Annotated in this window: 20 protein-coding genes and 2 pseudogenes; 13 read left to right on the top strand and 9 right to left on the bottom strand. The window is 70.5% G+C overall.

From position 1 onward, the window contains the following. Nucleotides 1-31: 31 nt before the first annotated feature. On the bottom strand, nucleotides 32-1,405 hold the full coding sequence (locus LWP59_RS25925; RefSeq protein WP_144638101.1) for an aspartate aminotransferase family protein: 1,374 nt from the start codon (nucleotides 1,403-1,405) through the stop codon (nucleotides 32-34). A 418-nt stretch (nucleotides 1,406-1,823) separates the two neighbouring features. Here LWP59_RS25925 and LWP59_RS25920 point away from each other — a divergent pair, with 418 nt between their 5' ends. Together LWP59_RS25920 and LWP59_RS25915 are read left to right on the top strand one after the other, a co-directional pair. Further along, the gene (locus LWP59_RS25920; RefSeq protein WP_144638099.1) at nucleotides 1,824-2,114 is read left to right on the top strand and encodes a transposase; all 291 of its coding nucleotides are present in this window, start codon (nucleotides 1,824-1,826) and stop codon (nucleotides 2,112-2,114) included. Between the two features lie 106 nt (nucleotides 2,115-2,220). After that, nucleotides 2,221-3,081, top strand: a complete 861-nt coding sequence (locus LWP59_RS25915) for an SAM-dependent methyltransferase (protein WP_144638097.1) — start codon at nucleotides 2,221-2,223, stop codon at nucleotides 3,079-3,081. 117 nt (nucleotides 3,082-3,198) lie between these two features. Here LWP59_RS25915 and LWP59_RS41170 read toward each other — a convergent pair. Together LWP59_RS41170 and LWP59_RS25910 are read right to left on the bottom strand one after the other, a co-directional pair. Continuing rightward, nucleotides 3,199-3,822 (bottom strand): annotated as a pseudogene (locus tag LWP59_RS41170) (MmgE/PrpD family protein); the annotation flags it as partial. A gap of 27 nt (nucleotides 3,823-3,849) precedes the next feature. Continuing rightward, nucleotides 3,850-4,259, bottom strand: a pseudogene (locus LWP59_RS25910) (class I SAM-dependent methyltransferase); the annotation flags it as partial. Here LWP59_RS25910 and LWP59_RS25905 point away from each other — a divergent pair. Then, nucleotides 4,231-4,620: a hypothetical protein gene (locus LWP59_RS25905; RefSeq protein ID WP_186383221.1), complete on the top strand. Its 390-nt coding sequence runs from the start codon at nucleotides 4,231-4,233 to the stop codon at nucleotides 4,618-4,620. The pseudogene LWP59_RS25910 and the gene LWP59_RS25905 sit on opposite strands and share 29 nt — an antisense overlap. A gap of 187 nt (nucleotides 4,621-4,807) precedes the next feature. Here LWP59_RS25905 and LWP59_RS25900 read toward each other — a convergent pair whose 3' ends face one another. Together LWP59_RS25900 and LWP59_RS25895 are read right to left on the bottom strand one after the other, a co-directional pair. Then, nucleotides 4,808-5,161: a hypothetical protein gene (locus tag LWP59_RS25900; protein WP_144638095.1), complete on the bottom strand. Its 354-nt coding sequence runs from the start codon at nucleotides 5,159-5,161 to the stop codon at nucleotides 4,808-4,810. 195 nt (nucleotides 5,162-5,356) lie between these two features. Then, nucleotides 5,357-6,634 (bottom strand): DUF2254 domain-containing protein, encoded by a 1,278-nt coding sequence (locus LWP59_RS25895; protein ID WP_144638093.1) that lies wholly within the window; start codon nucleotides 6,632-6,634, stop codon nucleotides 5,357-5,359. 325 nt (nucleotides 6,635-6,959) lie between these two features. Between LWP59_RS25895 and LWP59_RS25890 the strand changes: the two genes are divergently transcribed. Further along, nucleotides 6,960-8,066 (top strand): hypothetical protein, encoded by a 1,107-nt coding sequence (locus tag LWP59_RS25890; protein ID WP_144638091.1) that lies wholly within the window; start codon nucleotides 6,960-6,962, stop codon nucleotides 8,064-8,066. Nucleotides 8,067-8,070: 4 nt separating this feature from the next. Here LWP59_RS25890 and LWP59_RS25885 read toward each other — a convergent pair whose 3' ends face one another. Continuing rightward, complete coding sequence (locus LWP59_RS25885; RefSeq protein ID WP_144638089.1) at nucleotides 8,071-8,793, bottom strand: 4a-hydroxytetrahydrobiopterin dehydratase; 723 nt, start codon at nucleotides 8,791-8,793, stop codon at nucleotides 8,071-8,073. A 266-nt stretch (nucleotides 8,794-9,059) separates the two neighbouring features. Here LWP59_RS25885 and LWP59_RS25880 point away from each other — a divergent pair, with 266 nt between their 5' ends. Next, a complete protein-coding gene (locus tag LWP59_RS25880; protein ID WP_229858210.1) occupies nucleotides 9,060-10,691 on the top strand; it encodes a PucR family transcriptional regulator in 1,632 nt (543 codons plus the stop codon). Nucleotides 10,692-10,958: 267 nt separating this feature from the next. Here the strand turns inward: LWP59_RS25880 and LWP59_RS25875 are convergent, their stop codons facing one another. After that, nucleotides 10,959-12,584, bottom strand: a complete 1,626-nt coding sequence (locus LWP59_RS25875; RefSeq protein WP_222425525.1) for an MFS transporter — start codon at nucleotides 12,582-12,584, stop codon at nucleotides 10,959-10,961. Between the two features lie 339 nt (nucleotides 12,585-12,923). Further along, complete coding sequence (locus tag LWP59_RS25870) at nucleotides 12,924-13,904, bottom strand: helix-turn-helix transcriptional regulator (RefSeq protein WP_186383052.1); 981 nt, start codon at nucleotides 13,902-13,904, stop codon at nucleotides 12,924-12,926. A gap of 168 nt (nucleotides 13,905-14,072) precedes the next feature. Between LWP59_RS25870 and LWP59_RS25865 the strand changes: the two genes are divergently transcribed. Next, nucleotides 14,073-14,258: a hypothetical protein gene (locus tag LWP59_RS25865; RefSeq protein ID WP_144633573.1), complete on the top strand. Its 186-nt coding sequence runs from the start codon at nucleotides 14,073-14,075 to the stop codon at nucleotides 14,256-14,258. Between the two features lie 7 nt (nucleotides 14,259-14,265). On the opposite strand, the gene LWP59_RS25860 is transcribed toward LWP59_RS25865, so the two are convergent. Further along, nucleotides 14,266-15,945: a PucR family transcriptional regulator gene (locus LWP59_RS25860; protein WP_144633576.1), complete on the bottom strand. Its 1,680-nt coding sequence runs from the start codon at nucleotides 15,943-15,945 to the stop codon at nucleotides 14,266-14,268. A gap of 207 nt (nucleotides 15,946-16,152) precedes the next feature. Here LWP59_RS25860 and LWP59_RS25855 point away from each other — a divergent pair, with 207 nt between their 5' ends. From LWP59_RS25855 to clpB, 7 genes are read left to right on the top strand one after another with little or no spacing between them, the layout of a single operon-like run. Continuing rightward, nucleotides 16,153-16,608, top strand: coding sequence for an Hsp20/alpha crystallin family protein (locus LWP59_RS25855; protein WP_144633578.1), 456 nt, complete (start codon nucleotides 16,153-16,155; stop codon nucleotides 16,606-16,608). A gap of 11 nt (nucleotides 16,609-16,619) precedes the next feature. Beyond that, nucleotides 16,620-17,123, top strand: a complete 504-nt coding sequence (locus LWP59_RS25850; RefSeq protein WP_144633581.1) for a general stress protein — start codon at nucleotides 16,620-16,622, stop codon at nucleotides 17,121-17,123. Between the two features lie 9 nt (nucleotides 17,124-17,132). After that, entirely contained in the window at nucleotides 17,133-19,013 is a 1,881-nt protein-coding gene (dnaK, locus tag LWP59_RS25845) for a molecular chaperone DnaK (protein ID WP_144633584.1), read from the top strand. Between the two features lie 10 nt (nucleotides 19,014-19,023). After that, nucleotides 19,024-19,509, top strand: coding sequence for a nucleotide exchange factor GrpE (locus LWP59_RS25840; protein ID WP_144633587.1), 486 nt, complete (start codon nucleotides 19,024-19,026; stop codon nucleotides 19,507-19,509). A 3-nt stretch (nucleotides 19,510-19,512) separates the two neighbouring features. Continuing rightward, nucleotides 19,513-20,412 carry a DnaJ C-terminal domain-containing protein gene (locus LWP59_RS25835; RefSeq protein ID WP_144633590.1) on the top strand — a complete coding sequence of 300 codons (900 nt, stop codon included), beginning with the start codon at nucleotides 19,513-19,515 and terminating at the stop codon, nucleotides 20,410-20,412. After that, nucleotides 20,412-20,711 (top strand): chaperone modulator CbpM, encoded by a 300-nt coding sequence (locus LWP59_RS25830; RefSeq protein WP_144633593.1) that lies wholly within the window; start codon nucleotides 20,412-20,414, stop codon nucleotides 20,709-20,711. The genes LWP59_RS25835 and LWP59_RS25830 overlap by 1 nt, the downstream gene beginning before the upstream one ends. After that, nucleotides 20,702-23,314 (top strand): ATP-dependent chaperone ClpB, encoded by a 2,613-nt coding sequence (gene clpB, locus LWP59_RS25825; protein ID WP_144633596.1) that lies wholly within the window; start codon nucleotides 20,702-20,704, stop codon nucleotides 23,312-23,314. The genes LWP59_RS25830 and clpB overlap by 10 nt, the downstream gene beginning before the upstream one ends. The last annotated feature ends 1 nt before the right edge of the window (nucleotide 23,315 follow it).

Below are 23,315 nucleotides of genomic sequence, written 5' to 3'. Positions count from 1 at the left end.
GCGCCATTCCCGAACGTCGCTGAACCCGGAATCACTCCGCCGATGAAAAGCACGTCCTGACCGCGGCAACGAGGATGTCGCAGGCGGTGTCGATGACTTCGGCCGACACGTTGAGTGGCGGCAGGATGCGCACCACGCTGTCCGCCCGGCCGCCCAGCTCGACGATCAGCCCGTGGTGCAAGCATCGCGTTTGCACAGCACTCGCCCATTCCGGCGCGGGCGTCCCGGTATCCGGATCGGCGAGCTCGATACCCCACATCAGGCCACGGCCACGGATTTCGCGGACGTGCGGGCAGGTCAGCAGGGGGGAGAGGCGGTCGGCCACCTGCTCGCCCCGCCGTCCGACGTTGTCCAGGATGCCATCCCGCCGGACGATTCGGACGGTCGCGGCACCGGCGGCGAATGCCAGCTGGTTGCCGCGGAAGGTGCCGGTGTGCGCTCCGGGCGCCCAGGTGTCCAGGTGTCTGTCGTACATGATGATCGCGATCGGGGAACCCACTCCGCTGAGCGCTTTGGACGCGACGATCACGTCGGGCTCGATGCCGTACGGCTCGAACGCGAACCAGGTACCGGTCCGCCCGCAGCCGGTCTGTACCTCGTCCACCACGAGCGGGATGCCGAGCGCGCGCGTCAGCTCCCGCACGCGTCGCGCGAATTCCCTGGTCGCCGGCACCACGCCGCCCTCGCCCTGCACCATCTCCATCACGACGGCCGCAGGACGGCAGATTCCGGCATTCGGGTCATGAAGCGACCTCTCGAGATAACCGGCACAGTTCGTTGTGCAAGTGTGGGGGGTCAACCCGACGGGGCATCGGCCGCAGTAGGAGAACGGGAAGAAGTGCACGCCGGGCAGGCCGTTGGCGACACGGTTCCGTTGCGACACCGCACCGGTCAGGGCCATGGCAGCGGTGCTGCATCCGTGGAAACCGCCCTCGAAGGAGACGACCTCGCCGCGGCCGGTCGCGGTCTTGCATAACTTGATCGCGGCCTCGACGGCGTTCGCACCGGTGGGGCCGCAGAAATGAAGCTTCACGCGGCTCCGCAGTCCGGGCGAGAGCATCGACAGTTGCGCTTCGGTGAACGCATCTTTGGCCGGCGTGGGGAAGTCGAGGCCATGAGTGAGGTCGCGGAGCTGCTCGATCATCGCGTCGACCAGTTCCGGATGATTGTGTCCCAGTGAAAGCACACCTGCACCGTTGAGAAAGTCGATGAACACGTTGCCATCGAGATCCCGGACGAACGGGCCTTGCCCGGCCGCTATCGCGATCGGCAGCTGCCGTGGGTACACACGAGCATTCGACTCGCGTTGTTCCTGCCTTCGAAGCAACTCGAGCGAACGTGGCCCGGGGACGGCGCCGTCGACATGCGGGGAGATATACCTTTCAGGACTGTTTGGGGCAACCATGATGTCGTGCTCGCAATGGTAGTGATGAGGTCATGCTGCGCGGATCGGCGGTTTCGGCGCGTGCCCTCGTCTTTCTTCGGCTTGTGGCCGATTCGTTCGAGGAATACCCGATGTGTCAGGGAAGTCCTTTGTCGTCGTGCTTGCGGCTTTCTTATCACCTTGACCGGACTTGCGCCGGGACTGGGATCCGCTATCCGATTCTGGTCCCGGGTCGGTGTGATTGGCGTTACGTGGTAAAAAAGTCTGTTGAACGCACTCCGTTGTAATGTGGCCCGTTTCGGTAGAATGAAACTCTTATTTTGCTTGATGAATAGGTCGGGTAACCATTCGGATCACGGACAAGGACCTGGAACGCCAGGGGGCGCCCGGGGTGTACTAAGGATCTTGGACAGAGTTTCTCGAGTGAGAGGGTTTGTTCATGCCCGAGCAGCGTCGTAGGTTCAGCCCGCAGTTCAAGGTTGAGGCTGCGCAGATGGTGATCGGGACAGGGAAGCCGATCGCGGAGGTCGCGCGTGATCTGGGCGTCGATGACGGGACGTTGGGCAACTGGGTGAACGCCTGGCGGTGTCAGAACCCTGAACCGGATGAGTCAGCGACCCCGACGGAGCGTGCCCGGGTGAAGGAGATGGAAGACGAGATCTGCCGGCTGCGGATGGAGAACGAGTTCTTGAAAAAAAGCTACGGCCCACAGCTCGTCCACCCGCGGTGACGCAGCCCACAGCCCGGGATTCTGGCAAAACGCTCACGGTCCGCACCTGGTCGATCGCGCAATGCCATCCTGGAGCCGGGAACGTGATCCGTTGAAAGGGGCAGGGATGACCGCAACGCATCGCCAGTGGGACATCGTCACCGGTGTCGGCTTGACCGCGCTGGCGGTCGCGGCGGCGCGAGCGATCGCGACGGGCTCGGCGGACGACCTGGTCGACGACCCGTTCGCGGCGGAGTTCGTCCGGGCGGTGAACCCGCCGCGGCCGTTGCCGACCGAGCCGGACGGCGACGAGCTGTGGACGGCGATGGCTGCCTACGTGGGGCTGCGGTCGCGGTTCTTCGACGAGGTCGTCACCGGCTCGGACGCCCCGCAGGTGGTCATCCTCGCTGCCGGGCTCGATGCCCGGGCGTACCGGCTGGACCTGGCCGGCCGCGACGTCTACGAGGTGGACCAGCCACAGGTGCTCGAGTTCAAGCAGCGCGTGCTCGACGACCTGGGCGCCCGCCCGCGCTGCCGTCGGCACGCCGTCGCCGCGGATCTTCGCGACGACTGGCCGGCCGCGCTCGAGCAGGCGGGATTCGACCCGGCCCGGCCGGCCGTCTGGCTCGCCGAGGGCCTGTTGCCGTATCTGCCCGCGATGGCCGAGGAGGAACTGTTCGACCTCGTCCACGCCCGCTCGGCCCCAGGCAGCCGGATCGGGGTGGAGCAGGTGCCGGGTGGCGATGTCGCGGGCATGGATCGCAGCATGCGGACGATGAACGCCGCCGAGCGCATCGGCGTGGACATGGACGGACTGCTCGCCACCGAGCCCCGCCGGGACCCGGTGGCGTGGCTGCGGGAACAGGGCTGGGGGGTCACCACCGAGCTCGCCGACGAGCTCGCCGATCGCTACGGCTGTCGGCTGCCCGCCTTCCTCGCCGACACGATGGCCAAGGCGGAACTGGTCCGGGCCGACCTGTCCGCCTAGCTGGCCCGACGTCGCGCAGTCCAGGGCAAACTCGCGGATCTCGCGTTCGGTGCCCAGCGAAAGCACGGCGGTTCGGACGCGCTTGAGGGTGCTCTCGTCGGTGACCGCGCGCATGTTGCCGAGGAACTTCTCCTCGATCTCGGCGTGGGTCAGCGGGCGTTCGCTGTGCCCGCGGTTGATCGCTTCACGGCGGGCGAGCTTACGGCCGTCGCGCAGGGCGATCTCGACCGCCGCCGAATATGCTTCCGGGAAACGACTTTCCGGGTCCTCGGCGATCTCAACCCGGTCCGCGATGGCGTGAATTGCCGTGTCGGTAAGAGATTCCTCGGTGAACTCGGCGAGGGTGAGCTGCCCGCGGTCCAGGCAGGCACCGACCACATACGGGAGACTGAACTTAGCGTCGTGGAGATTTTGCGGTCGTCGCTTGGTTTCCATCGGCTCGCACACCACTGCGCCGGCGGTGGGGTGGATGAGGCAGCGGATGCGGTCGACGTCTTCCGGCCGGATCCCCTCGTCCTCGCGCAGGCCGAGCACCGCGTCGGCGAAGGCGTGCGTGAAGTGGCAGCTCGGATACGGTTTCATGTCGGTCGCGAGCAGTTCCCAGCGCTCGCCGAGCCCGTCGGTCACCAGCTCGGTGTCCCACGGCTTGTCCGCGAGATGCGTCGCGTAGAGTCCGAACCGGCCCTCGTAAGCCTTGCGAGGACCGGGCCATTCGACCGCGGCGAAGGCAGCCGCGGTCAACGCGGAAGACGCGGCCCAGTAATGCTCGTGGAAGTGCGCAAGGGCCGTGGAAACCGCATCGTCGGGGACATGAATCAACGACCACCATGCGAGCAAGCCGGTAATCGAGGCGTCGGCGAGGGCCAAGTCCGTCATCGAGCCCACCTCGAACCGCAGCCCGGGATGGTCGCGCCGCGCCACATCGATCATCACTGGTGAAAGGTCGATTCCGAACGCGTCGATACCCAGTTCGCGCAGGTGAGCGGTGACGTGCCCCGGTCCGCCGCCGACGTCCGCCACGGGACCGCCGCCGACGATGCGCACCATGTCGGCGAACAACGCCAGAGCTGCTCGCAAGTACGGCTGCTCGGCTATAGCGCTGCGCATTGGTCGGCATAACTGACCGCGGCTGTGTCGTAGGAGGTCCGGGTGTCTGTCAACCAACCGTCCGCGTTCACGTCCGACACAGTAGGCGATGATCACGACAAGTTCGGAGAAGTCCGCATCCGCTGCCCGATGGTGCACGTCAAGCCCAGGATGCTCGCCCGGCCCGACGAACTCGAAGCCGGCGTGGTCGACCGCAGCGCTCGCGCCGAAGCCGAGGGCTGGGCCGGCGAGATCGAGGGCATCGACATGACCCCGGCCTTCCTGCGAGCCGAGCGAGAGGATGCCCAGCGCCGGCTACGGCAACCAGGCGTCGACCTCGGCATCCCAAGCGTCCTGCAAATCCACAAGAAGCAGCGAAAGAATGTCGACCGTGGACCGCTTCACTCGTGCCCGCGCCTGCCCTATATGGAGTTCCGATGCCTCGCCAGTTGAATGACGTAAAGCATCGGAAGCAGGCTGACGACAACAAGAATCGGAAGGGCTGTGACGATCGAACCAATTCTTGACAGGGTGAGTGGAATTGCAACAGTGGCTGGAGCGATCGCTATCAAGATCATGGCAAGTGATATGGAAGTAGTCGCTGCATCAGTCGAACCCTGGGGTTGCTCATAGCCTGGTGTCATCCCATGAAACCCTTGATCAGCTTGGATGCCGGCTCCTCAACGTGCGTCCGCAGGTGCTCTGAAGCTGCCCCTATCTGAGTGTTGTGAAAGAGGGTGAGAATTCCAAGAAGAAGTGAAACCAAAGGTGAAACGAGTAGGAGTGGCGCACTTTGACGCTCGATCCCGAAGCCCAATACTGCGGAACTCAAGTCACGGAACGGACAACCACGGACGGCAAACTCAGGCTTGCCGATGATCTCGGCCATGTCGACCGACTCGGTGGCAACCTCGGTGAGTGCAGGGTCTGGCCCCCGATGCGTCATGCGACCGGTAGCACAGATAAGCACGAACGAGTACAAGATCACGTCCATGAAGAAGACGGCTCGCGAGCTGCTGGCACATTCGCACCCACGGCGCCTCCCGGCCGGGTCTTTGACAAATCCACAGTGGTTTCACTGTTCCGGGCCGGGAAGGTTGTTGATGGTGCGGCTGCGAGCAGCAGGCGGTACAGGTCGTCCATCGCTGTCGGGTAGTGGCCGGGCGAGCAGCGAACGCCGGCACCCATGTCACCTTGCGTGGAAGTCGGAGTCCGCCGCGAGGTCGCTGCCCGAGCCGATGCCCTGCTGATCTGCGACCAGCGCTGCGCGTCGGTCGCGCGGGTCCTCGTAACGGCGGTGAACGGCGGCGACGAGCACGTCCAGTTGCCGCTTCAGCGGTGGGTGCCGCTCCGGTGGTGCGACCGTCAGGAGGTCCTCCAGTGCGGCGCGTAACCGGCGCGATGCCTGGGGGGAGGCGGCTCCGGCGAGGCAGAGCTCGTCGAACGCGAGCCGGACGTAGCCCTCCCAGCTGAAGGTGCGCTCGATGAGCCGGACCTCGCCGCCGGCGTCGTAGTGCCGGCCGGAGGGGAAGTCGCGGATGGCGAGCTGCCGCAGGCAGTCGTGCAGGCGGTCGATCACCATCACGGCGGTGGTGGGGTCGGTGAACGGTTGGGCGAGACCACGCTCGGCGATGTCGACCAGCTTGCGGAAGCCGTACGCCGGGTCATCGCCGTGGGTCCGCTCCGCGGCGAGGACGACGAGCCGTGCGACGTGGGCGTGGTCGAGACGGACAGGGTCGCCGTGCACGCGGAACAGCGGCGCGCCTGCCGGTACGAAGTCGCCCATCAGGGGGACCATCTCCACCGCGCAGCCGGCCTCGGACGCCGCTGCGATCAGCGCGGGATGATCCAGGTCGATCACGAGCCCCGCTTCCGGCGAGACCACGACATCGGGCCGGGCGAGCGGTGGCCCCGCGGCGGGGTACTTGCGGTTCAGCTCCTCGTTCAGATGGTCCCCGACCAGGTCGATCAGGCCCGCGGCGCGCAGCGCGTTCCCCGAGTGGTGGATGTAGAGGAACAACGTGGCGATGCTGGCCAGCATCAGCAGGTAGGCCACCAACACGGTCAGGCCGGGCACCGTGCCCTCGTTCACGGCGTTGACCTCGCGGAGCGCGAGGATCGCGAAGGTGAACGTCGAGGCGAACAGCCCGTAGGCCAGCTGGCTGCTGCGGTCCTGGAGCAACGCCCGCACGATGCGCGGCGAGAACTGGCCCATCGCGAGCTGGACGGCCACCGTCGTCACCGTGAGCACGAGCGTGGTCAGGGTGACCATCGCGGAGGCGATGGTGCTGAGAATGTTGGCCACCGCGTCCGGTGAGCCCGTGATCGGCACGGGGATCAGCCGGTCGCCGAACTGCCGATCGAGCGCCACGGTCACGAACGACAGCGCGACCGAGGCCAGTACGCACAGCAACGGCGTGATCCACAGGCTGGCCCGCAGCCGATGGCGGAACCGCAGGGACACCATCAAACGCCTTCCTCCTCCGGCCGTGGCCGGAACTCGGCGGTGCGGCACGCCCGGTGGGCCGCACCGCCGCTTCGTCAGGACCGGAAGACCGCGCAGACGCAGCCGTCCTCCTTCTCCTCGAACATCCGGTAGCCCTTCGGGCCGTCGTCGAGGCTCATGGAATGCGTGGACAGCTCGCCCTGGTCGACCATGTCCCCCGAATACCCCGAGGGAGGACACGGAACCGTCCTTGCGGCACGCGTGGGTCGCTTCCCGGATGGCTGTCCTGGATCGCCCACCGTGGACGTCGCTTTCGATCCGGTCCGCAGCGGGTACCCGGCACGGAATGAGGAAGGCAACGGTCACCGTCGGCCTGCTCGCGGACCCAGGCCTGCCTGCCGAGGTGGCCCGGGACCTGGTGGAGGAGCTACCGGACGCGCTGCGCGAGCACGTCAGCGACGGTGTCGCATGGCAGGTCCGCCTGCGCTGTGAGCCGCTGGTCCTCGACGAGGACGGCAACATCCCGATCGTCGAGCTCGCCCGGCGGGAACGGCAGCGTCGCGAGTGCGACCTGATGGTGTGCGTGACGGACCTGCCCCGCCACGCCGGAGTCAGACCCGTGATCGCCGACCTGAGCCGGACACACGGCGTAGCGCTGGCCTCGCTGCCCGCGATCGGCGGGATCCGGCTGCGTGCCCAGCTGCGCAAGACCCTGCTCCACCTCGCGGGCGAGCTCGGCCGCGGGACCGTCCTGCCTGAGCACGTCATCCACACCCCCGCCGCCGGGCCGATCGCGCCCGTCCGGCTCGTCGACAGCCCCGAGGACGGCATCGACTCCTCGCTTGCGCTGGTCGGGCTGCGCGGGCAACTGCGCCTGCTGTTCGGCATGGTGCGCGACAACCGGCCGTGGCGGCTGGTGCCGAGCCTGTCCCGCGCACTCGCCGCCGCGGCGGCGACCGCCGCGTTCGGCGTGTTCTACGGCAGCATCTGGGCGATGTCGGACGCGCTGAGCCCGACCAGGCTCGCGGTGATCAACCTGTTCGCGATCGCGGCGATGGTCGTGTGGCTCATCGCCCACAACGACCTGTGGGAACGCCGCCGCCGTCAGCCGCGCGGCGAAAACGTGCTGTACAACGCCTCCACCGTGGCGACCCTGTCCGTCGGCGTGGCGTGCATGTACGCCCTGCTGTTCGCGGTCGTCGTCCTCGCCGCGCTCGCCGTCATCTCCGGTCCCTACCTGGCGAAGACGCTCGGTCATCCCGCCGGCTTCGGCGACTACCTGATGCTGGCGTGGCTGGCCAGCTCGATGGGCACCATCGGGGGCGCCCTCGGTTCGAGCCTGGAGAGCGAGGACGCCGTCCGCGAGGCCACCTACAGCAAACGGGAGCAGGAACGGCGTGCCCGCCGCCGCCGGGACGAGGAGACGGGCTCGGCGGAGCAGGAGGCTGCCTGACCGGCTAGCCCGGCCCCGGCCGCCCACCGGATCCGACCTCGGCGACGGCCTCATCGATACGGACCGCGAGGCGCACGTCGCGGTCGGTCACCTTGCCGGGGCGGCCGGTGGTCAGGGTGAAGGTCACCGTCGCGTCCTCGCGCTCGACGTGGGCGTGGTCGTTCAACTCCCGCGCCTCGCGCTGCACGCGGTTGACCAGCGGGGTGTGCCGGTCCGCGGGAAGTGCGACCGTGCGCGAGATCGCACTGCGGTCGCCGGTCCAGCCGGTGAGGCGGCACAGCGCGCGGCGGACCTCCTCGTCGGAGAGCGGCACGGGCATCCCGGGAAGCACGCTCGTCACCATCCACGGCGGGTCCGCCGGAGGCATGAGCGTGTCGAGGACGTCCGAGTTCAGCCGTGCGCACAGCAGGTCGACGAGCCGGGGCTCGCCGTCGCGCAGCGCGGCGAGGACGGCCTGGGCCCGGTAGCGGGCCCGCTCGGGGCTGGTGTGCAGCCGCCTGCCGATCTCCGCCACCAGTCGTGTGCCGTCGCGGACCTCGGGCGGGCCGGGGATCGCGGCGGCGGGCACCAGCGAGCCCGGCAGGTGCTCGGCCAGCAGGTGCCGGTCGGCGGAGGGCAGGCACCGCGCCACGGTGGCGAGGACGGCTGCAACGCTGGCCCGCGCCTGCTCCGCATCGGTGAGCGCGGCAGTGTCCCGCACGGACTCGACGAGGTCCTGGTACTTCACGAACTCCTCCTGCGGCCGCCCCGAAAGTGACGATTCCTTTTTCCTGATTTCCGCTCGGCTTCAGGGTGTCAATGCGATCCGGCTCGCGTATTCGCCTGCCGGGCCCGAATTCGTCTTGCGCGTTGGTCACCCGGGGGCGAGGGTGATCCGGTGGCACATTCATGTTCGCCCGGTGGCAAACCGGGTATCGCAAACCCTGCGAAGGAGGCCGAATGCGCTATTCCCCCGGCCCCGCAGGAGATCCGCGGGAAGGCCGGCGAGCACCAGTGTCGAATTTCTACGGTCTGTTCGTCGTGTCCACCATGATGTTCGACGGGCGCGACGAGGAGGAGATCCTGGGGCTGATGCGGAGCTCGCTCCCTTCGTTCGCGCCCTGCCGGCTCGAGGCCGTCTACTTGAGATCGGGCGACGAGCTGACGCCGCGGCTCCCCGAAGGCGGAACCGAGCCGGACCTCGACGCGGGGGTGGGCGCGCTCGGTCCCACCGGCGGTGCGCTGAAAGCGGGCGACGACGGCTGGCTGTGGGCGTTCCCGATGAACAGCAAGAAGGTGATCGAGGGCTATCTGGTGGTGCGCGGGGACCGGGAACCGTCCCCGGAGGACCGGTTCCTGCTGCAGGTGCTCAGCCAGCAGACCGCCGCCGCGCTCGCGAGTGTCTCGCTCCACGAGCGGGAGCGCGAGAACGTGCTCGCGCTGAGCCGCTTCAACGAGGAGCTGACCGAGTCCGTCCGGCGCCTGGAGCGGCAACGCGCCGTGCACGAGGTCCTCAACCGGATCTCGGTTTCGGGTGCGGGGGTCACCGGGATAGCGCACGCGGTGCACGAGCTGACGAACCTGCCCGTCGCCATCGAGGACCCATTCGGTCACCTGATGGTGTGGACAGGGGAAGGCGAGCTGCCGAAACCGGGTGAGCGTCGGTACAGCAGGCTGAAGGAGCGTGCCGTCGTGCACGGGCGGCCGCTGCACGAGGACGGCTGGGTGCTGTCGGTGGTCCGCCCGCGCACCGAGGTGCTGGGGATGCTGATGCTCGTCGATCCCGGCCAGGTCGCGGGCGAGCACGAGCTGTTCGTCGTCGAGTACGCCACGACCGTGCTCGCGCTCGAACTGGCCCACCGGCGCAGCCTCGCCGAGGTCGAGCTGCGCGTCCGGCGCGACCTGATGGACGATCTCATCGCAGGCACCGACGACGAGAGCGCCTACGCCCGCGCGGCGGTGGTCGGGCACGACCTGCACGGACGGCACCACGTGGTGATCGTGCGCTGGCGGCATCGCCGCGGGGTGGAGGCCATCGCCCACGCGGCGGAGCGGGTGCTCGGCGGCTGGCAGCGCCAGATCCTGAAGTCCAGGCACGCCGGCGCACTCGTCCTGCTGGTCGACGGCGAAGTGGACGGCCCTGCCCTGTACGAGGGGATGGCGACCCTGCTGGGCAGCCGGACCGGCGCGATCGGCGTCGGCGGGCGGTGCGCGGCGCCCGCCGACATCCCGCGTTCCCACGCCGAAGCGCTGCAGGCGCTCAACATCCGGCTCGAGTCGGCCTCGCCCGACGGCGCGACCACCTTCGACCAGCTCGGCGTCTACCGGATCCTGAGCACGGCGGAGAACCGTGAAGAGGTCGAGTCCTTCGTCCGCGAATGGCTCGGGAAGCTGCTCGACTACGACCGCAAACGCGGGTCCGAACTGGTGCTGACCCTGTTCCAGTACCTGGAGTGCGGCGGCAACTACGACCAGGCCGCCGCGGCGCTGATGATCCACCGGAGCACGCTGCGCTACCGGCTGGCCCGTATCCGCAGCATCGCCGCGCTGGACCTCGCCGACGTCGACACGCGGCTCAACCTGCACGTGGCCGCGCGCGCCTGGCAGGTGCTGCGCGGGAAGGACACGGAGATCGGAGAACCTTGACGCCGGTGAAGCCGGCGGACCCCGCTGGGGCGTGTGGTTGGAAAGGACTGCGGGTCCCGCCGGCCCTTTCGCGGCGGCCTCGGCTTTGTCGACCGGCTTTCGCGTGCACCATTCTCGCCGCCCGTTCCACGCCGGTGCGTCGGTGCGGGCGGGCGAATCCCAGCGCGGAATTCGTCTGCGCAGGGCGAAGAACCCGTGTCACCGGACGCCGATCCGGTCCCGCACCTGGTCACGGCGTTCTCCCTCGTCGACAGGGCGCCGAAACCGTCACCGGTGGCCGAGCACGTGCCGTCCCGGGCGTGCCGGAGCAGCCCAGCCGTAGTGCCGCACGCGCGGCGGCTCGCCGTCGATCGTGCAGGCGCGGGCGCGCTCGTCGTGCTCGCGGTCGAACTCCGTCCCGCGCTCGAAGTGCTGGCGAAGGTGCTCGGTCCAGGTTGCGACCGTGAAGTTCTCCAGGAACACCGTGGGCTCCTCCAGGTCCTGGAACAGGCCCCACAGGGTCGCGCCGGTGCGCCGCCGGGACCGGCCGACCAGCCGCATCGCCCGCAGGAACTCCCCCGTGCGGGTGGGCTGGACCCGCCATTCCACGGTGACCAGGACCGGCCCGGGCCCGGCGTCGACCGCGGGCGGTTCGGGCCAGTGCCCGGACCAGGCCATGTCGTGGCGTGAGTCGGGAAGCGGCATCCGCCACGTGGCGAGCGCGGTCACGGCGAGCAGGCCGAGCCCGGACGTGACGACCGCGGCCGTCAGGCCGGTGAGATCGGCCAGCACGCCCCAGCCGACCGCGCCCAGCGCCTGTCCGCCCATGAACGCGAGCTGGTAGTAGGCCAGCGCGCGCGCCCGCGTCCACCCGGGCAGCAGCAGCTGTGCCGAGGAGTTGAGGGTGGACAGCACGGCGACCCAGGCCAGCCCGGTCAGCAGCAGCGCCACGACCACAGCCGGCACCGAGCGTACGAACCCGGTCGTCGCCGTCGTCAGGGCGAACATGACCATCCCGCCGGTGACCAGCAGCTCGGTGCGGATCAGCGTGCGCAGCACCGACATCAGGGCGGCACCGGCGATCGCCCCGGCGCCGATGCACCCGAGCAGCAGCCCGTAACCGCCGGCGCCGAGGCCGAGCGGTCCCCGTGCGACGGCCGGCAGCAACGACCACAGCGCGCTGGCGAAGGCCATGAACAACGCGGTGCGCACCAGCACCGAGGTGAACGCCGGTGCGCTGCGGATGTAGCGGGCGCCGGCGCGGATCGCCGCCGGCACCCGCTCGGCGCCAAGGGGCCGGTCGGCGCGCTCGCGGCGCCAGGTCGCCAGCACGAACAGCACGCCGACGAACGAGACCGCGTTGAGCGCGAAGGTGGCTTCGGGCCCGAGCGCCGCGATGAGCAACCCGCCCAGTGCCGGGCCGACCGCGCGCGCGACGTTGGCGTTGGCGCTGTTGAGCAGCGCGGCCTGCGGGATCAGCTCCGGCCCCACCAACTCGGGTTGGATGGCCTGGAAGACCGGCACGCTGATGCCCTGGCCGACCGCCATCAGCGCGGTGAGCGCGAGCAGCGAGCCGGGGGAGACGTGGTGCAGCGCGGCCATCAGGCTGAGCAGGCCCGCTCCGGCGAGCATGAGCGACTGGCCGGCCAGCAGCTGGCGACGGCGGTCGACGACATCGCCCAGCGCGCCCGCGGGCACGACGAGCAGGAACACCGGCAGGGTCGTCGCGGTCTGGATCAGCGCGATCTCGAGCGCGGAGCCGCCCAGGTCGCCCATGAGCCACTGCGCGCCGACGGTCTGGGTCCAGGTGCCGATGTTCGCGACGAACTGCGCCGTCCACAGCCGCCGGAACGCCCGCACCCGCAGCGGGCGGCCCATCAGCCGCTCCGCGCCGCCGCGCCTCGAGGATGCCATCGCGGGCCTCCTTTCGCCACCGCGTCCTGGTGGCTACCCGCCGGCGCGGCCGCTATGCGCGTACGACCCGACCGTCCCTAATGGACAAGTGGCGCAGCGTCTCGCTCTGGTGGGGTGGATCGGGCGCCCGCAATTCGATCGGCGGTGGCATGGGCGCGGGGCGGGCGGGGCTGGCAGACTGTGAAGTCCGGCAAGCAACCCCAGGCAACAGTGGAGACTGCGACCTCTCGGGGGCCGGCGCCCGCTCCCTTCCCGACTGAACCAGCGGGCGCCGGTGTCGCAGCCGGATCCGGGGCCGGAGCCGCGCCCTCCTGAAAGCCCGGCCCCGGATCCCGGGTCTCACGACGGACGGCGGGCGGCCGAGCGCAGCGTCTCCGACGGCGACTCGAGATACCGCCTGCGGTAGTCCGCGGCGAACCGGCCCAGGTGTACGAAGCCCCACCGCCGGGCGACCTCGGTGACGGTGGTGTCCGCGCGGTCGGCGGCGATCAGCTCGCGGTGCACCCGGTGCAGCCGGACCGCCTTCAGGTAGCTCAGCGGTGTCATCCCGGTCTCCTTGCGGAACCCGCTGCTCAGTGTGCGCGCGCTGACCGACACCGCCGCGGCGAGCTCCCCGGGCGTCCACGGGTGGTCCGGGCGCTCCTCGGTCAACTCGATCGCCTGCCGCACCGCCGCGAGCCCCGGGGAGCGCCGGTCCTCGCGCAGCTGTTCGCTGTAGTTGTGCGGCTGGGCCGTGAGCAGTCCGTCGAGGATGACCTGTTCGAGTCGCCGCACGGCGAGCCGGTGGCTCAGCAGCCCGGTCTCGTGCCACGCGTGGTGGGCTACCAGCTCCAGGGCGTGGACCCACGCGCGCCCGCCGGGACCACTCAGGTCCATCTTGTTCGCGAAGGACAGCGGTTCGCGCAGGTGCTGGCCCAGGAGCGTGCTCAGCTCATGCTCGACCTCGGTGGCGTCGAGCATGACGCAGATCTGCCGGGCCCCGTCCGTCCAGGACAGGTCGGCCGGCGCCGCGGGCATGAACACCGCGGCTGTGCCCGGGTCGCTGAACACCTCGTCCCGTGAGCCCGAACGCGAGCGTGACCGGCCGGCGACCGGGATGTCGACGTGGTAGTTCAGGACCTCCGCGGTGAGGATCCGGATGTCGCTGCCGAAGCCGAGGTGACCGATCGTGACGCTGCCGAGCGCGACGACGTCGAGCCCCACGTCCAGCGTCGTGCGCGGCCGCAACGGCAACAGGCGCAGCGGCAGGTAGAGCTCGGTGAGGGTCTCCTCGGCGTGGCCCACGTCCGTGGTCGCCAGAGTGGTGCGTCCCCTGTGCACGGCAACCTCCCCGCTTCCCGCTGTCCGTGCCAGTCTCACCCGCGCCGCGGGCCGGGGCATCTCGTGGGGTCGGGGCCGAAAGTGGACAACACCGCTGCCGCCCCCGGATAGCCCCGGGGGGCGGCGGGCGCTTTCACTGAGAGTCGGCGAAGCACGGGGAGGTGAATTGTGGCCGTCGTGTTCGAGGAGCGCGAAGACCCCTGCCTGCGCTGTGCCGCACCCGTGGCCGTCAAGGTCATCACCGAGTCGCGGCCCCGGGTGACCGCCGGCCGGTACGAACCGGTGCACGAGGACGACGGGTCGCCGGCGGACCGGCGGTGCCGGCGCGTGCCCGGGGACGGGCAGGGGCGCTGACCGTCGGTCACGGCTCCGGGCTGGACAGGATCTGCCATCCCCGGGTCGCGACGTGCAGATTGAGGCGGGTGTCGACCTCGGTGAGGTCGAGTCCGCCGATCTCGCGGATGCGAGCGAGCCGGTAGCGCAGCGTGCTGCGGTGGATGAGCAGCGCCGCGGCGGCCGCGTCGTAGTTGCCGCCGCTTTCGAGGTACTGGAACAGCGTGCGCACCAGCGACGAGCCGCGCTTGGCGTCGTAGTCGAGCAGCGGCCCGAGCCATTCGCGGACGAACGCCCGCACGTGCTCGCGGCCGGTCGTGCTGCTAAGGATCCGGTAGACGCCCAGCTGGTCGAAGGCCGTGGCGCCGTGCGGGGCGGCCGAGCCGAGCCGGATGTCGAGCGCCTGCAGGGCCTGGGCGTAGGAGCGGGGGAGGGCGGACGGGGTCTCGCACCGTCCGCCGATGCCGATCGCGCCGGTCCCGGTGCCGAGTTCGCGGGCGAGTGCCTCGTGCAGGGCGGCGCCGTCGACCGACCCGTCGGCGACGACGACGACGGTCGCGCCCGAGTGCCGGGAGGCCAGGGCGTGCCGCCGCCAGGAGCGGAGCACCTGCTGCACGGCACGGCGGGTCTCGCCGTTGTGGCGGTGGTGGTTCCAGCGCACGACGAGGACGTGGTGCGGCACCCGCAGATCGTGCCCGACGGCAGCGGCCCTGGCGTACGCGCTCTCGTCGTCGGTGCCCTCGACGAGGTCGTCGACCAGGTCGCGGTGCACCCGCAGCTCCACCTCGGCCAGGTTGCGCTGGTGGGCCAGTTCGAGGGCGAGGATCGTCGTCGCGTACCCCACGACGAACAGCTCGTGCTGGCCTGCCCGGCGGCCCGGGTCGGACAGCAGCAGCAGCCCGAGCAGGTCGGTGCCAGGACGCACGACCGAGACGACCCGCTCGTGGTCGCGGAACGGGGCGCCGGTGTACGCGGCCACCTTGTCCAGCAAGGCCTGACGGCCGCGGGCGTCGGTTTTCGTGCCCGGCGGGGGCTCGTCGTGCCCGGCCCAGGCGAGGGGGTTGCCGAACGGGTCCTCGATCGTGATCGGCAGCCCGGTGAGCTCGTGCACCGCCCGTGCGATCGCGGACGCGCCCTCCCCGGAGGCGGATGCCGCGGTCAGCGTCTCGTACACCGCTGTCTGGCGCCGCAGCCGCGTCACCAGCCGGGTCAGCTTGTCGTTGCTCTCCCGCAACCGGGTGAGCTGGGCGTGGTCCTCGCCGTGCAGCGCCGCCCCGGCCAGCGCCGTGCCCACCTGCCTGCCGAGGACCTGGAACAGGAACCTCGCGTCGACAGGCGGCTTGCCGTCCCCGTGCACGACCAGGAAGCCTCGCACCATCTCGGGGCACGCGAGGGGGAAGACCCAGCGCCAGTCGTCGCGGGTGGCCGGGAGCAACCCGCCACCGGGGCCGAGCGCGTGGATCTGCTCGACGAGGACGTCGTCCGCCCGGGCAGTGCCGGGCCAGGGCCTCAGATCGCCTCCGGCGTAGCGGAAGGCGGCCTCGATCGAGCACGGCGCGAGGAAGGGCAGCGACGTCCGGACGAGGTGCAGTATCGCGTCCTCATGCCGCCGCTCGGACATCCCCATCGCGACGACCAGCAGCTTGTACCAAGTGGACAGTGGTGCTGGGGTCTCGTCGCCGTGGGTCATCGACACGGAGTTGGGCATGGGCTCCGTCCTTTCCCGCCGCCGCTCTCAGTCTCGCGCCCCGGCGGCATTTCCGCCAAAGGAGCCGGGTGAGGGGGACCCGTTCGCCCCGTCGGGGCCAATTCGGGCGGGGTTTCGGGCTTGGCAGGCGAATGCGGGCAGCCACCGGCTGTTGCCACGCTGGCACCGGAAACGCCGAAAGCCGTGGGGACAAGGAGGAAGGCCGAGATGACGTTGATGCGCTTCGACCCGTTCCGGGAGCTGGACCGGTTGAGTGAGCAGGTGATGGGCGGCAGCCGCGCGCTGCGCACGATGCCGATGGAGGCGTTCCGGCGCGGTGACGAGTTCTTCGTCGCGCTGGACCTGCCGGGGGTGGATCCCGCGGACGTCGACCTGACGGTGGAACGCAACGTGGTGAGCATCCGCGCGACCCGCCGCCCCGCGCGTGGCGAGGGTGACGAGCTGATCGTGGACGAGCGGCCGACGGGGGAGTTCTCCCGGCAGCTGTTCCTCGGCGACAACCTCGACCCGTCCCGGCTGGAGGCCGGATTCGAACGTGGGGTGCTGACCCTGCGGGTCCCGGTGTCGGAGGCCAGCAAGCCCCGCCGGGTGGAGATCGGGTCCGGCGGAGGCCGGCAGGGCATCGGGACCGAGGCGACCGAGCGCGAGGGGGCCAACGCATGAGGAGGCAGGCGATGACCGACAGCCCGCGCCTGCGGCGACCGTCGGCCGAGCGGGTGCCGGTGGCCACCTTCACCAGTTACGAGGACGCCGAGAATGCCGTGGACTACCTGTCCGACCGGCACTTCCCGGTGGAGCGGGTGGCGATCATCGGGCACGACGTGAAGATGGTCGAACAGGTCGTCGGACGGCTCAACTACGGCAGGGCCGCGCTCTCCGGCGCCGTGGCCGGGGCGGTGCCCGGCGCGCTGATCGGCTGGTTGTTCGGCCTGTTCGACTGGCTCCGGCCGCTGGTGGCGAGCCTCGCGCTCGCCGCGTACGGCCTGATCTTCGGTGCGGTCGTCGGTGCCCTGGTGGGGCTGGTGGCCTACGCGCTGCAGCGCGGCCACCGGGACTTCACCGCGATCAGCGGCTTGCAGCCCAGCCGGTTCGAGGTGGTCGCCGACGCGGAGGTGGCGCAGGACGCGGTCGGCCTGCTGCGCGAGCGGCGGGTCCCCGAAGACCCGGCCCGGCGCTGAGGAGGATTCATGGCCAAGGCAGTCGGAATCGATCTCGGGACCACGAACTCGGTCATCGCCGTCTGGGAGGGCGGCGAGGCCAGGGTGATCCCCAACGTCGAGGGTGCGCGCACCACCCCGTCGGTCGTCGCGTTCACCGAGGACGGTGAGCGCCTGGTCGGGCAGCTGGCCCGGCGCCAGTCGATCCTCAACCCGAAGGGGACCATCTACTCGGCGAAACGCTTCATCGGCCGCCGCTTCGACGAGATCTCCGACGAGGCCAAGGCGGTCACCTTCGACGTCGTGGAAGGGCCCAACGGCGCCGCGCGCTTCGACGTGCGCGGAAAGCTGTACGCGCCGGAGGAGATCAGCGCGCAGATCCTGCGGAAGCTCGCCGAGGACGCCTCGAAATCCCTCGGGGAACGGGTGACCGAGGCCGTGATCACCGTGCCCGCGTACTTCAACGACGCCCAGCGCACCGCGACGAAGGACGCCGGGCGGATCGCGGGCCTGGAGGTCCTGCGGATCATCAACGAGCCCACCGCGGCCGCGCTCGCCTACGGACTCGACAAACACGAGCACGAGACGGTGCTCGTGTTCGACCTCGGCGGCGGCACGTTCGACGTCAGCATCCTCGACGTCGGCGACGGTGTCGTCGAGGTGCGGGCGACCTCCGGCGACGGGCATCTCGGCGGCGACGACTTCGACCGCAGGCTCGTCGACCACCTGGCGGACGAGTTCCGGCAGGAGCAGGGGGTCGACCTGCGCCAGGACCCCCAGGCGCTGCAACGGCTCTTCGAGGCCGCGGAGAAGGCGAAGGTCGAGCTGAGTTCGGTGAGCCAGACGCAGGTGAACCTGCCGTTCATCACCGCCGACGCGAACGGCCCGAAGCATCTGACGATGACGGTGATGCGCTCGACGTTCGAGCGGATCACCGCCGACCTCGTGGAGCGCTGCCTCGGGCCGGTGAAGCAGGCGATGGGCGACGCGAAGGTGACCGGCGACGACATCGACGAGGTCATCCTCGTGGGCGGGTCGACGCGGATCCCGGCCGTGCAGAACCTGGTGCGGCGGCTGACCGGCGGCAAGGACCCGAACATGACCGTCAACCCGGACGAGGTGGTGGCCATCGGCGCCGCCGTCCAGGCCGGGGTGCTCAAGGGCGAGGTGTCCGACGTCCTGCTGCTCGACGTCACGCCGCTGTCGCTGGGCGTGGAGACCCGTGGCGGGGTGATGACGAAGATCGTCGAGCGCAACACGACGATCCCGGCGCGGCGCAGTGAGGTGTTCTCCACGGCGGAGGACAACCAGCCCGCGGTGGACATCGTGGTATTGCAGGGCGAGCGGGAACGCGCGGCGGACAACCGGGTGCTGGGCCGGTTCCAGCTGACGGACATCAGGCCGGCGCCGCGCGGGGAGCCGCAGATCGAGGTCACCTTCGACATCGACGCCAACGGCATCCTCAACGTCACCGCCCGCGACCGCGACACCGGCGCCGAACAGGGCATCACGATCAGCGAGACCTCCAACCTCGACAGCGGCGAGGTCGAGCGGATGGTGGCCGAGGCCGAGCGCAACCGCGACCAGGACCGCGAGCTGCGGGAAGCCGTCGACGCGCGCAACGAACTCGACAGCGCCGCCTACCGGGTGGAGCGCCGCCTTGCCGAGCTCGGGGACGCGGTGCCCGAGCACGAGCGGTCGCGCGCGGAGCTGCTGATCGCCGATGCGCGGGACGCGGTGGAGAAGGAGGCGCCGCTCGATCGGGTGCGCTCGCTCACCGGCGAGCTGCAGCAGGTCTACCAGGGACTCGCGAACCGGCCGGGCAGCGCGGGCCAGGGCGGGCAGCAGGCGGACGCGGCCGGTCCCGGTGACGACGAGGACGTGATCGACGCGGAGTTCGACCGCACGTGAAGGGAGCGCGATGACCGAGCCAGCCGAGGACAGTGCCGGCGAGCGTGGCCAGGATGTCGCTCTCGCGCCGGGTGTGGCGGAGGTCGAGGACCGGTGGCGGCGCGCCGTCGCCGACCTGGACAACCTCCGGAAGCGTTACGCCCGGGAGCTGGAGCGCGAGCGGGAGGCGGAGCGGGCCCGGGCGGCGTCGTGGTGGCTGCCGGTGCTGGACAACCTCGAGCTGGCGCTGGCGCACAGGAAGTCCGGCGAGGATCCCGTCATCGAAGGGGTGCGCGCGATCCGCGACCAGGCCGTCGAGGTGATGGGCCTGCTCGGCTTCCCCCGCCACGACGAGGCGGGCGTACCGTTCGACCCCGCGCGGCACGAGGTGGTGAGCGTCGTCGAGGACCCGGCGCGGCCGCCCGGCGTCGTCGTCGAGGTGGTGCGGCCCGGCTATGGCCAGGGCGAGCGGCAGCTGCGGCCGGCCGCGGTGGTCGTGAACCGCAGGCAGGACTGAGCGGTGGCCCGGGACTTCTACGAGGCGCTCGGTGTGTCGCGCGATGCGGGCACCGAGGAGATCCAGCAGGCCTACCGCAAGCTCGCGCGCCGCTACCACCCCGATATCAACCACGATCCGGGCGCGGAGGACCGGTTCAAGGAGATCAACGAGGCCTACCAGGTGCTGTCCGACCCGGCGACGCGCAGGCGCTACGACCGGTTCGGCCCGGACTTCCGCCAGATTCCCGAGGACATGGCGGACGCCGGGCCACGACGGCGCCGCGCCGGCGGCCGGTCCGTGCACTTCGGACCCGACGACGGCGGCGGTATCGATTTCGAGGACCTCTTCGGCAGCATCTTCGGGTCGGGTGGCGGTTTCGGCCCGATCCCGGGCGCGGACCAGGAAGCCGAGCTCGTGCTGTCCGTCGAGGAGGCTTACCGCGGCGGGAAGCGGCGCGTCAGCGTCGACGGCCGCGGTGGGCGGGAGTACGAGGTGACCATCCCGCCCGGGGTCACCGACGGGCAGCGCATCCGGCTGCCCGGTGAGGGCGGCCAAGGCCGGGGGCGCGGCGCGGCGGGGGACCTCCTCCTGCGGGTCCGGATCGCGCCGCACTCCCGGTACCGGCTCGAGGGCCGGGACATCCACGTCGTCCTGCCGCTCGCACCCTGGGAGGCGGCGCTCGGCGCGCACGTGCCGGTGAGCACCCCCGGCGGCGAGGTGAAGGTGCGCGTGCGGCCCGGCACGTCCAGCGGCAGGCGGCTGCGCCTGCGCGGCGAGGGCATGCCGAACCCCGGCGGCAGGCCGGGCGACCTGTTCACCGAGATCCGCATCATGGTGCCGCCCCGGCCCACCGCCCGCGAACGCGAGCTGTTCGAGGAGCTGGCCGCCGCATCCGACTTCGACCCGAGAAGGGGACACTGATGAGCTACCCGCTGTCCACCCGCCCGAGGCTGCGGCTCGAATCGGTGGCGCGACGCGCGGCACTGCATCCCGAGCTGGTGCGCAGGTTCGTCGCGCTGAGCCTCTTGGAGGCCTCGCGTGACGCCGGCGGCGAGCTGTGGTTCCCGCTGACCGCGCCCGCGACGATCGCCCGCATCCAGCGGCTGCGCGCGGGACTCGGGCTCAACTACGCGGGCGTGGGCCTCGTGCTGGACCTGCTCGCCCGGATCCAGGAGCTGGAAACGGCGCTCGCGGAAAGGGGCGCCACGCGATGGACGTGAACCGGCTGACGCAGAAGTCCCAGGAGGCGCTGCAGGAGGCCCAGGCACTGGCCTCCCGTCTCGGCCACGCCGAGGTCGACGGCGAGCACCTGCTGTTCGCCCTGCTGGACCAGCCCGGCGGCCTCGTGCCGCGGCTGTTCGAGCAGGCGGGCGCGGACCCGGTCGCCCTGCGGGCGGCGGTCGAGCAGGACCTGGCGCGCCGCCCCGCGGTCACCGGGGCGGGCGCGCAACCCGGACAGGTCTACGTCAGCCGCCGCGTGGCGCGGCTGCTGGAGTCCGCGAAGCGCGAGGCCGACCGGCTCAAGGACGAGTACGTCTCCGTCGAGCACCTCGTGCTCGCGCTCCTCGAGGAGGGCGCGGCCGCCCAGGCCGGGCGGCGGCTGGCCGAGCACGGGGTGACCAGGGATGCGTTCCTGTCGGCGCTCACCGGCGTGCGCGGCAACCAGCGGGTCACCTCCGCGACCCCGGAAGGGGCCTACGAGGCGCTGGAGAAGTACGGGCGCGACCTGGTGGCCGAAGCCCGCTCCGGCAAGCTCGACCCGGTGATCGGCCGGGACGGCGAGATCCGGCGTGTGGTGCAGATCCTCAGCCGCAAGACCAAGAACAACCCGGTCCTCATCGGCGACCCCGGGGTCGGCAAGACCGCGATCGTGGAAGGCCTCGCGCAGCGCATCCACTCCGGCGACGTACCGGAGGGCCTGCGGGACAAGACGATCTTCGCGCTCGACATGGGCGCGCTGGTGGCCGGGGCGAAGTACCGCGGCGAGTTCGAGGAACGCCTCAAGGCAGTGCTCGGCGAGGTGACCGCGGCCGAAGGCGGCATCCTGCTGTTCATCGACGAGCTGCACACGGTAGTGGGGGCCGGTGCGGCGGAAGGCGCGATGGACGCGGGCAACATGCTCAAGCCGATGCTCGCCCGCGGCGAGCTGCACATGATCGGTGCCACCACGCTGGACGAGTACCGCAAGCACATCGAGACCGATGCCGCGCTGGAGCGCCGGTTCCAGCTGGTGCTGGTGGACGAGCCCGACGTGGCGGACACGATCTCGATCCTGCGCGGGCTGCGCGAACGGTTCGAGGTCTTCCACGGCGTGAAGATCCACGACGGCGCGCTCGTCGCGGCGGCGACCCTGTCGCACCGCTACATCACCGACCGGTTCCTGCCGGACAAGGCGATCGACCTCGTCGACGAGGCGTGCGCGCGGCTGCGGACCGAGATCGACTCGATGCCGGCGGAGCTGGACGAGCTGACCCGGCGGGTGACCCGGCTGGAGATCGAAGAAGCCGCGCTGTCCAAGGAAACCGACGAAGCCAGCAAGGCGCGGCTCGACCAGCTGCGCAAGGAGCTGGCGGACCTGCGCGCGGAGGCCGATGCCAAGAAAGCCCAGTGGGAGGCCGAACGGCGGTCCATCAAACGCGTTCAGGAACTCCGGCGCGACCTCGAACGAGTGCGGCACGAAGCGGAGGAGGCCGAGCGTGCCTACGACCTCAACCGCGCGGCGGAGCTGCGCTACGGCGAACTCGCCGAGCTGGAACGGAAACTCGCCGCGGAGGAGCAGCGGCTGTCCGCGCGGCAGGGGGAGAACCGGCTGCTGCCGGAGGTGGTCACCGAGGACGAGATCGCCGAGGTCGTCGCGGCGTGGACCGGCATCCCGGTCTCCCGTCTGCGTGAGGGCGAACGCGAGAAGCTGCTGCGGCTCGACGAGATCCTGCGGTCGCGGGTCATCGGGCAGGACGAGGCGGTGACGCTCGTCGCCGACGCGATCATCCGCGCCCGGTCCGGCATCCGCGACCCCCGCAGGCCCATCGGGTCGTTCGTGTTCCTCGGCCCCACCGGCGTGGGCAAGACCGAACTGGCGAAGTCGCTCGCGGCCGCGCTGTTCGACACCGAGGAGAGCATGGTCCGGCTCGACATGAGCGAGTACCAGGAGCGGCACACCGTCAGCAGACTGGTCGGAGCCCCGCCCGGCTACGTCGGGTACGAGGAAGGCGGCCAGCTCACCGAAGCGGTCCGGCGCAAGCCCTACTCCGTGGTGCTGTTCGACGAGATCGAGAAGGCCCACCCGGACGTGTTCAACACGCTGTTGCAGGTCCTCGACGATGGGCGCATCACCGACTCGCAGGGGCGGACGGTCGACTTCCGGAACACGATCGTGATCATGACCTCGAACATCGGGTCGGAGTACCTGCTGGAAGGCGCGACCGGCGACGGCGAGATCAAGCCCGAGGCGCGCGACCGCGTCATGGCGGCCTTGCGGCGGCATTTCCGGCCCGAGTTCCTCAACCGCATCGACGACATCGTGCTGTTCAAGCCGCTGGGCATCGAGCAGCTGGCCCGGATCGTCGACCTGCAGTTCGAGGAGCTGCGCAGCCGCCTTGCCGAGCAGCGGATCGAAGCCGAGCTGACGGAGCCGGCCCGCCGCCTCATCGCCGAGCGTGGGTTCGACCCCGTCTACGGGGCCCGCCCGTTGCGCCGGTACCTGTCTCACGACGTCGAGACCCGGATCGGGCGGGCACTGCTGCGGGGCGAGGTCCGCCCGGGGCAGCGCATCTGCCTCGACGTCGCCGACGGCGAGCTCACGCTGCGATTCGGTCCACAGTAGA

Origin of the sequence: Amycolatopsis acidiphila (genome assembly GCF_021391495.1) — a bacterium.
Taxonomy (GTDB): Bacteria; Actinomycetota; Actinomycetes; order Mycobacteriales; family Pseudonocardiaceae; genus Amycolatopsis_E; species Amycolatopsis_E acidiphila.
Note: the sequence above shows the minus strand (reverse complement) of the source record. Positions and strands in the feature narration are given on the sequence as shown.

Excerpts from the sequence above, each read along its gene's own strand:
- LWP59_RS25925 (WP_144638101.1), bottom strand. The coding sequence starts at position 1,405 with ATGGTTGCCCCAAACAGTCCTGAAAGGTATATCTCCCCGCATGTCGAC.
- LWP59_RS25920 (WP_144638099.1), top strand. The coding sequence starts at position 1,824 with ATGCCCGAGCAGCGTCGTAGGTTCAGCCCGCAGTTCAAGGTTGAGGCT.
- LWP59_RS25915 (WP_144638097.1), top strand. The coding sequence starts at position 2,221 with ATGACCGCAACGCATCGCCAGTGGGACATCGTCACCGGTGTCGGCTTG.
- LWP59_RS25900 (WP_144638095.1), bottom strand. The coding sequence starts at position 5,161 with ATGGACGTGATCTTGTACTCGTTCGTGCTTATCTGTGCTACCGGTCGC.
- LWP59_RS25895 (WP_144638093.1), bottom strand. The coding sequence starts at position 6,634 with ATGGTGTCCCTGCGGTTCCGCCATCGGCTGCGGGCCAGCCTGTGGATC.
- LWP59_RS25890 (WP_144638091.1), top strand. The coding sequence starts at position 6,960 with ATGAGGAAGGCAACGGTCACCGTCGGCCTGCTCGCGGACCCAGGCCTG.
- LWP59_RS25875 (WP_222425525.1), bottom strand. The coding sequence starts at position 12,584 with ATGGCATCCTCGAGGCGCGGCGGCGCGGAGCGGCTGATGGGCCGCCCG.
- LWP59_RS25860 (WP_144633576.1), bottom strand. The coding sequence starts at position 15,945 with ATGCCCAACTCCGTGTCGATGACCCACGGCGACGAGACCCCAGCACCA.
- LWP59_RS25855 (WP_144633578.1), top strand. The coding sequence starts at position 16,153 with ATGACGTTGATGCGCTTCGACCCGTTCCGGGAGCTGGACCGGTTGAGT.
- LWP59_RS25850 (WP_144633581.1), top strand. The coding sequence starts at position 16,620 with ATGACCGACAGCCCGCGCCTGCGGCGACCGTCGGCCGAGCGGGTGCCG.
- dnaK (WP_144633584.1), top strand. The coding sequence starts at position 17,133 with ATGGCCAAGGCAGTCGGAATCGATCTCGGGACCACGAACTCGGTCATC.
- LWP59_RS25840 (WP_144633587.1), top strand. The coding sequence starts at position 19,024 with ATGACCGAGCCAGCCGAGGACAGTGCCGGCGAGCGTGGCCAGGATGTC.
- LWP59_RS25830 (WP_144633593.1), top strand. The coding sequence starts at position 20,412 with ATGAGCTACCCGCTGTCCACCCGCCCGAGGCTGCGGCTCGAATCGGTG.
- clpB (WP_144633596.1), top strand. The coding sequence starts at position 20,702 with ATGGACGTGAACCGGCTGACGCAGAAGTCCCAGGAGGCGCTGCAGGAG.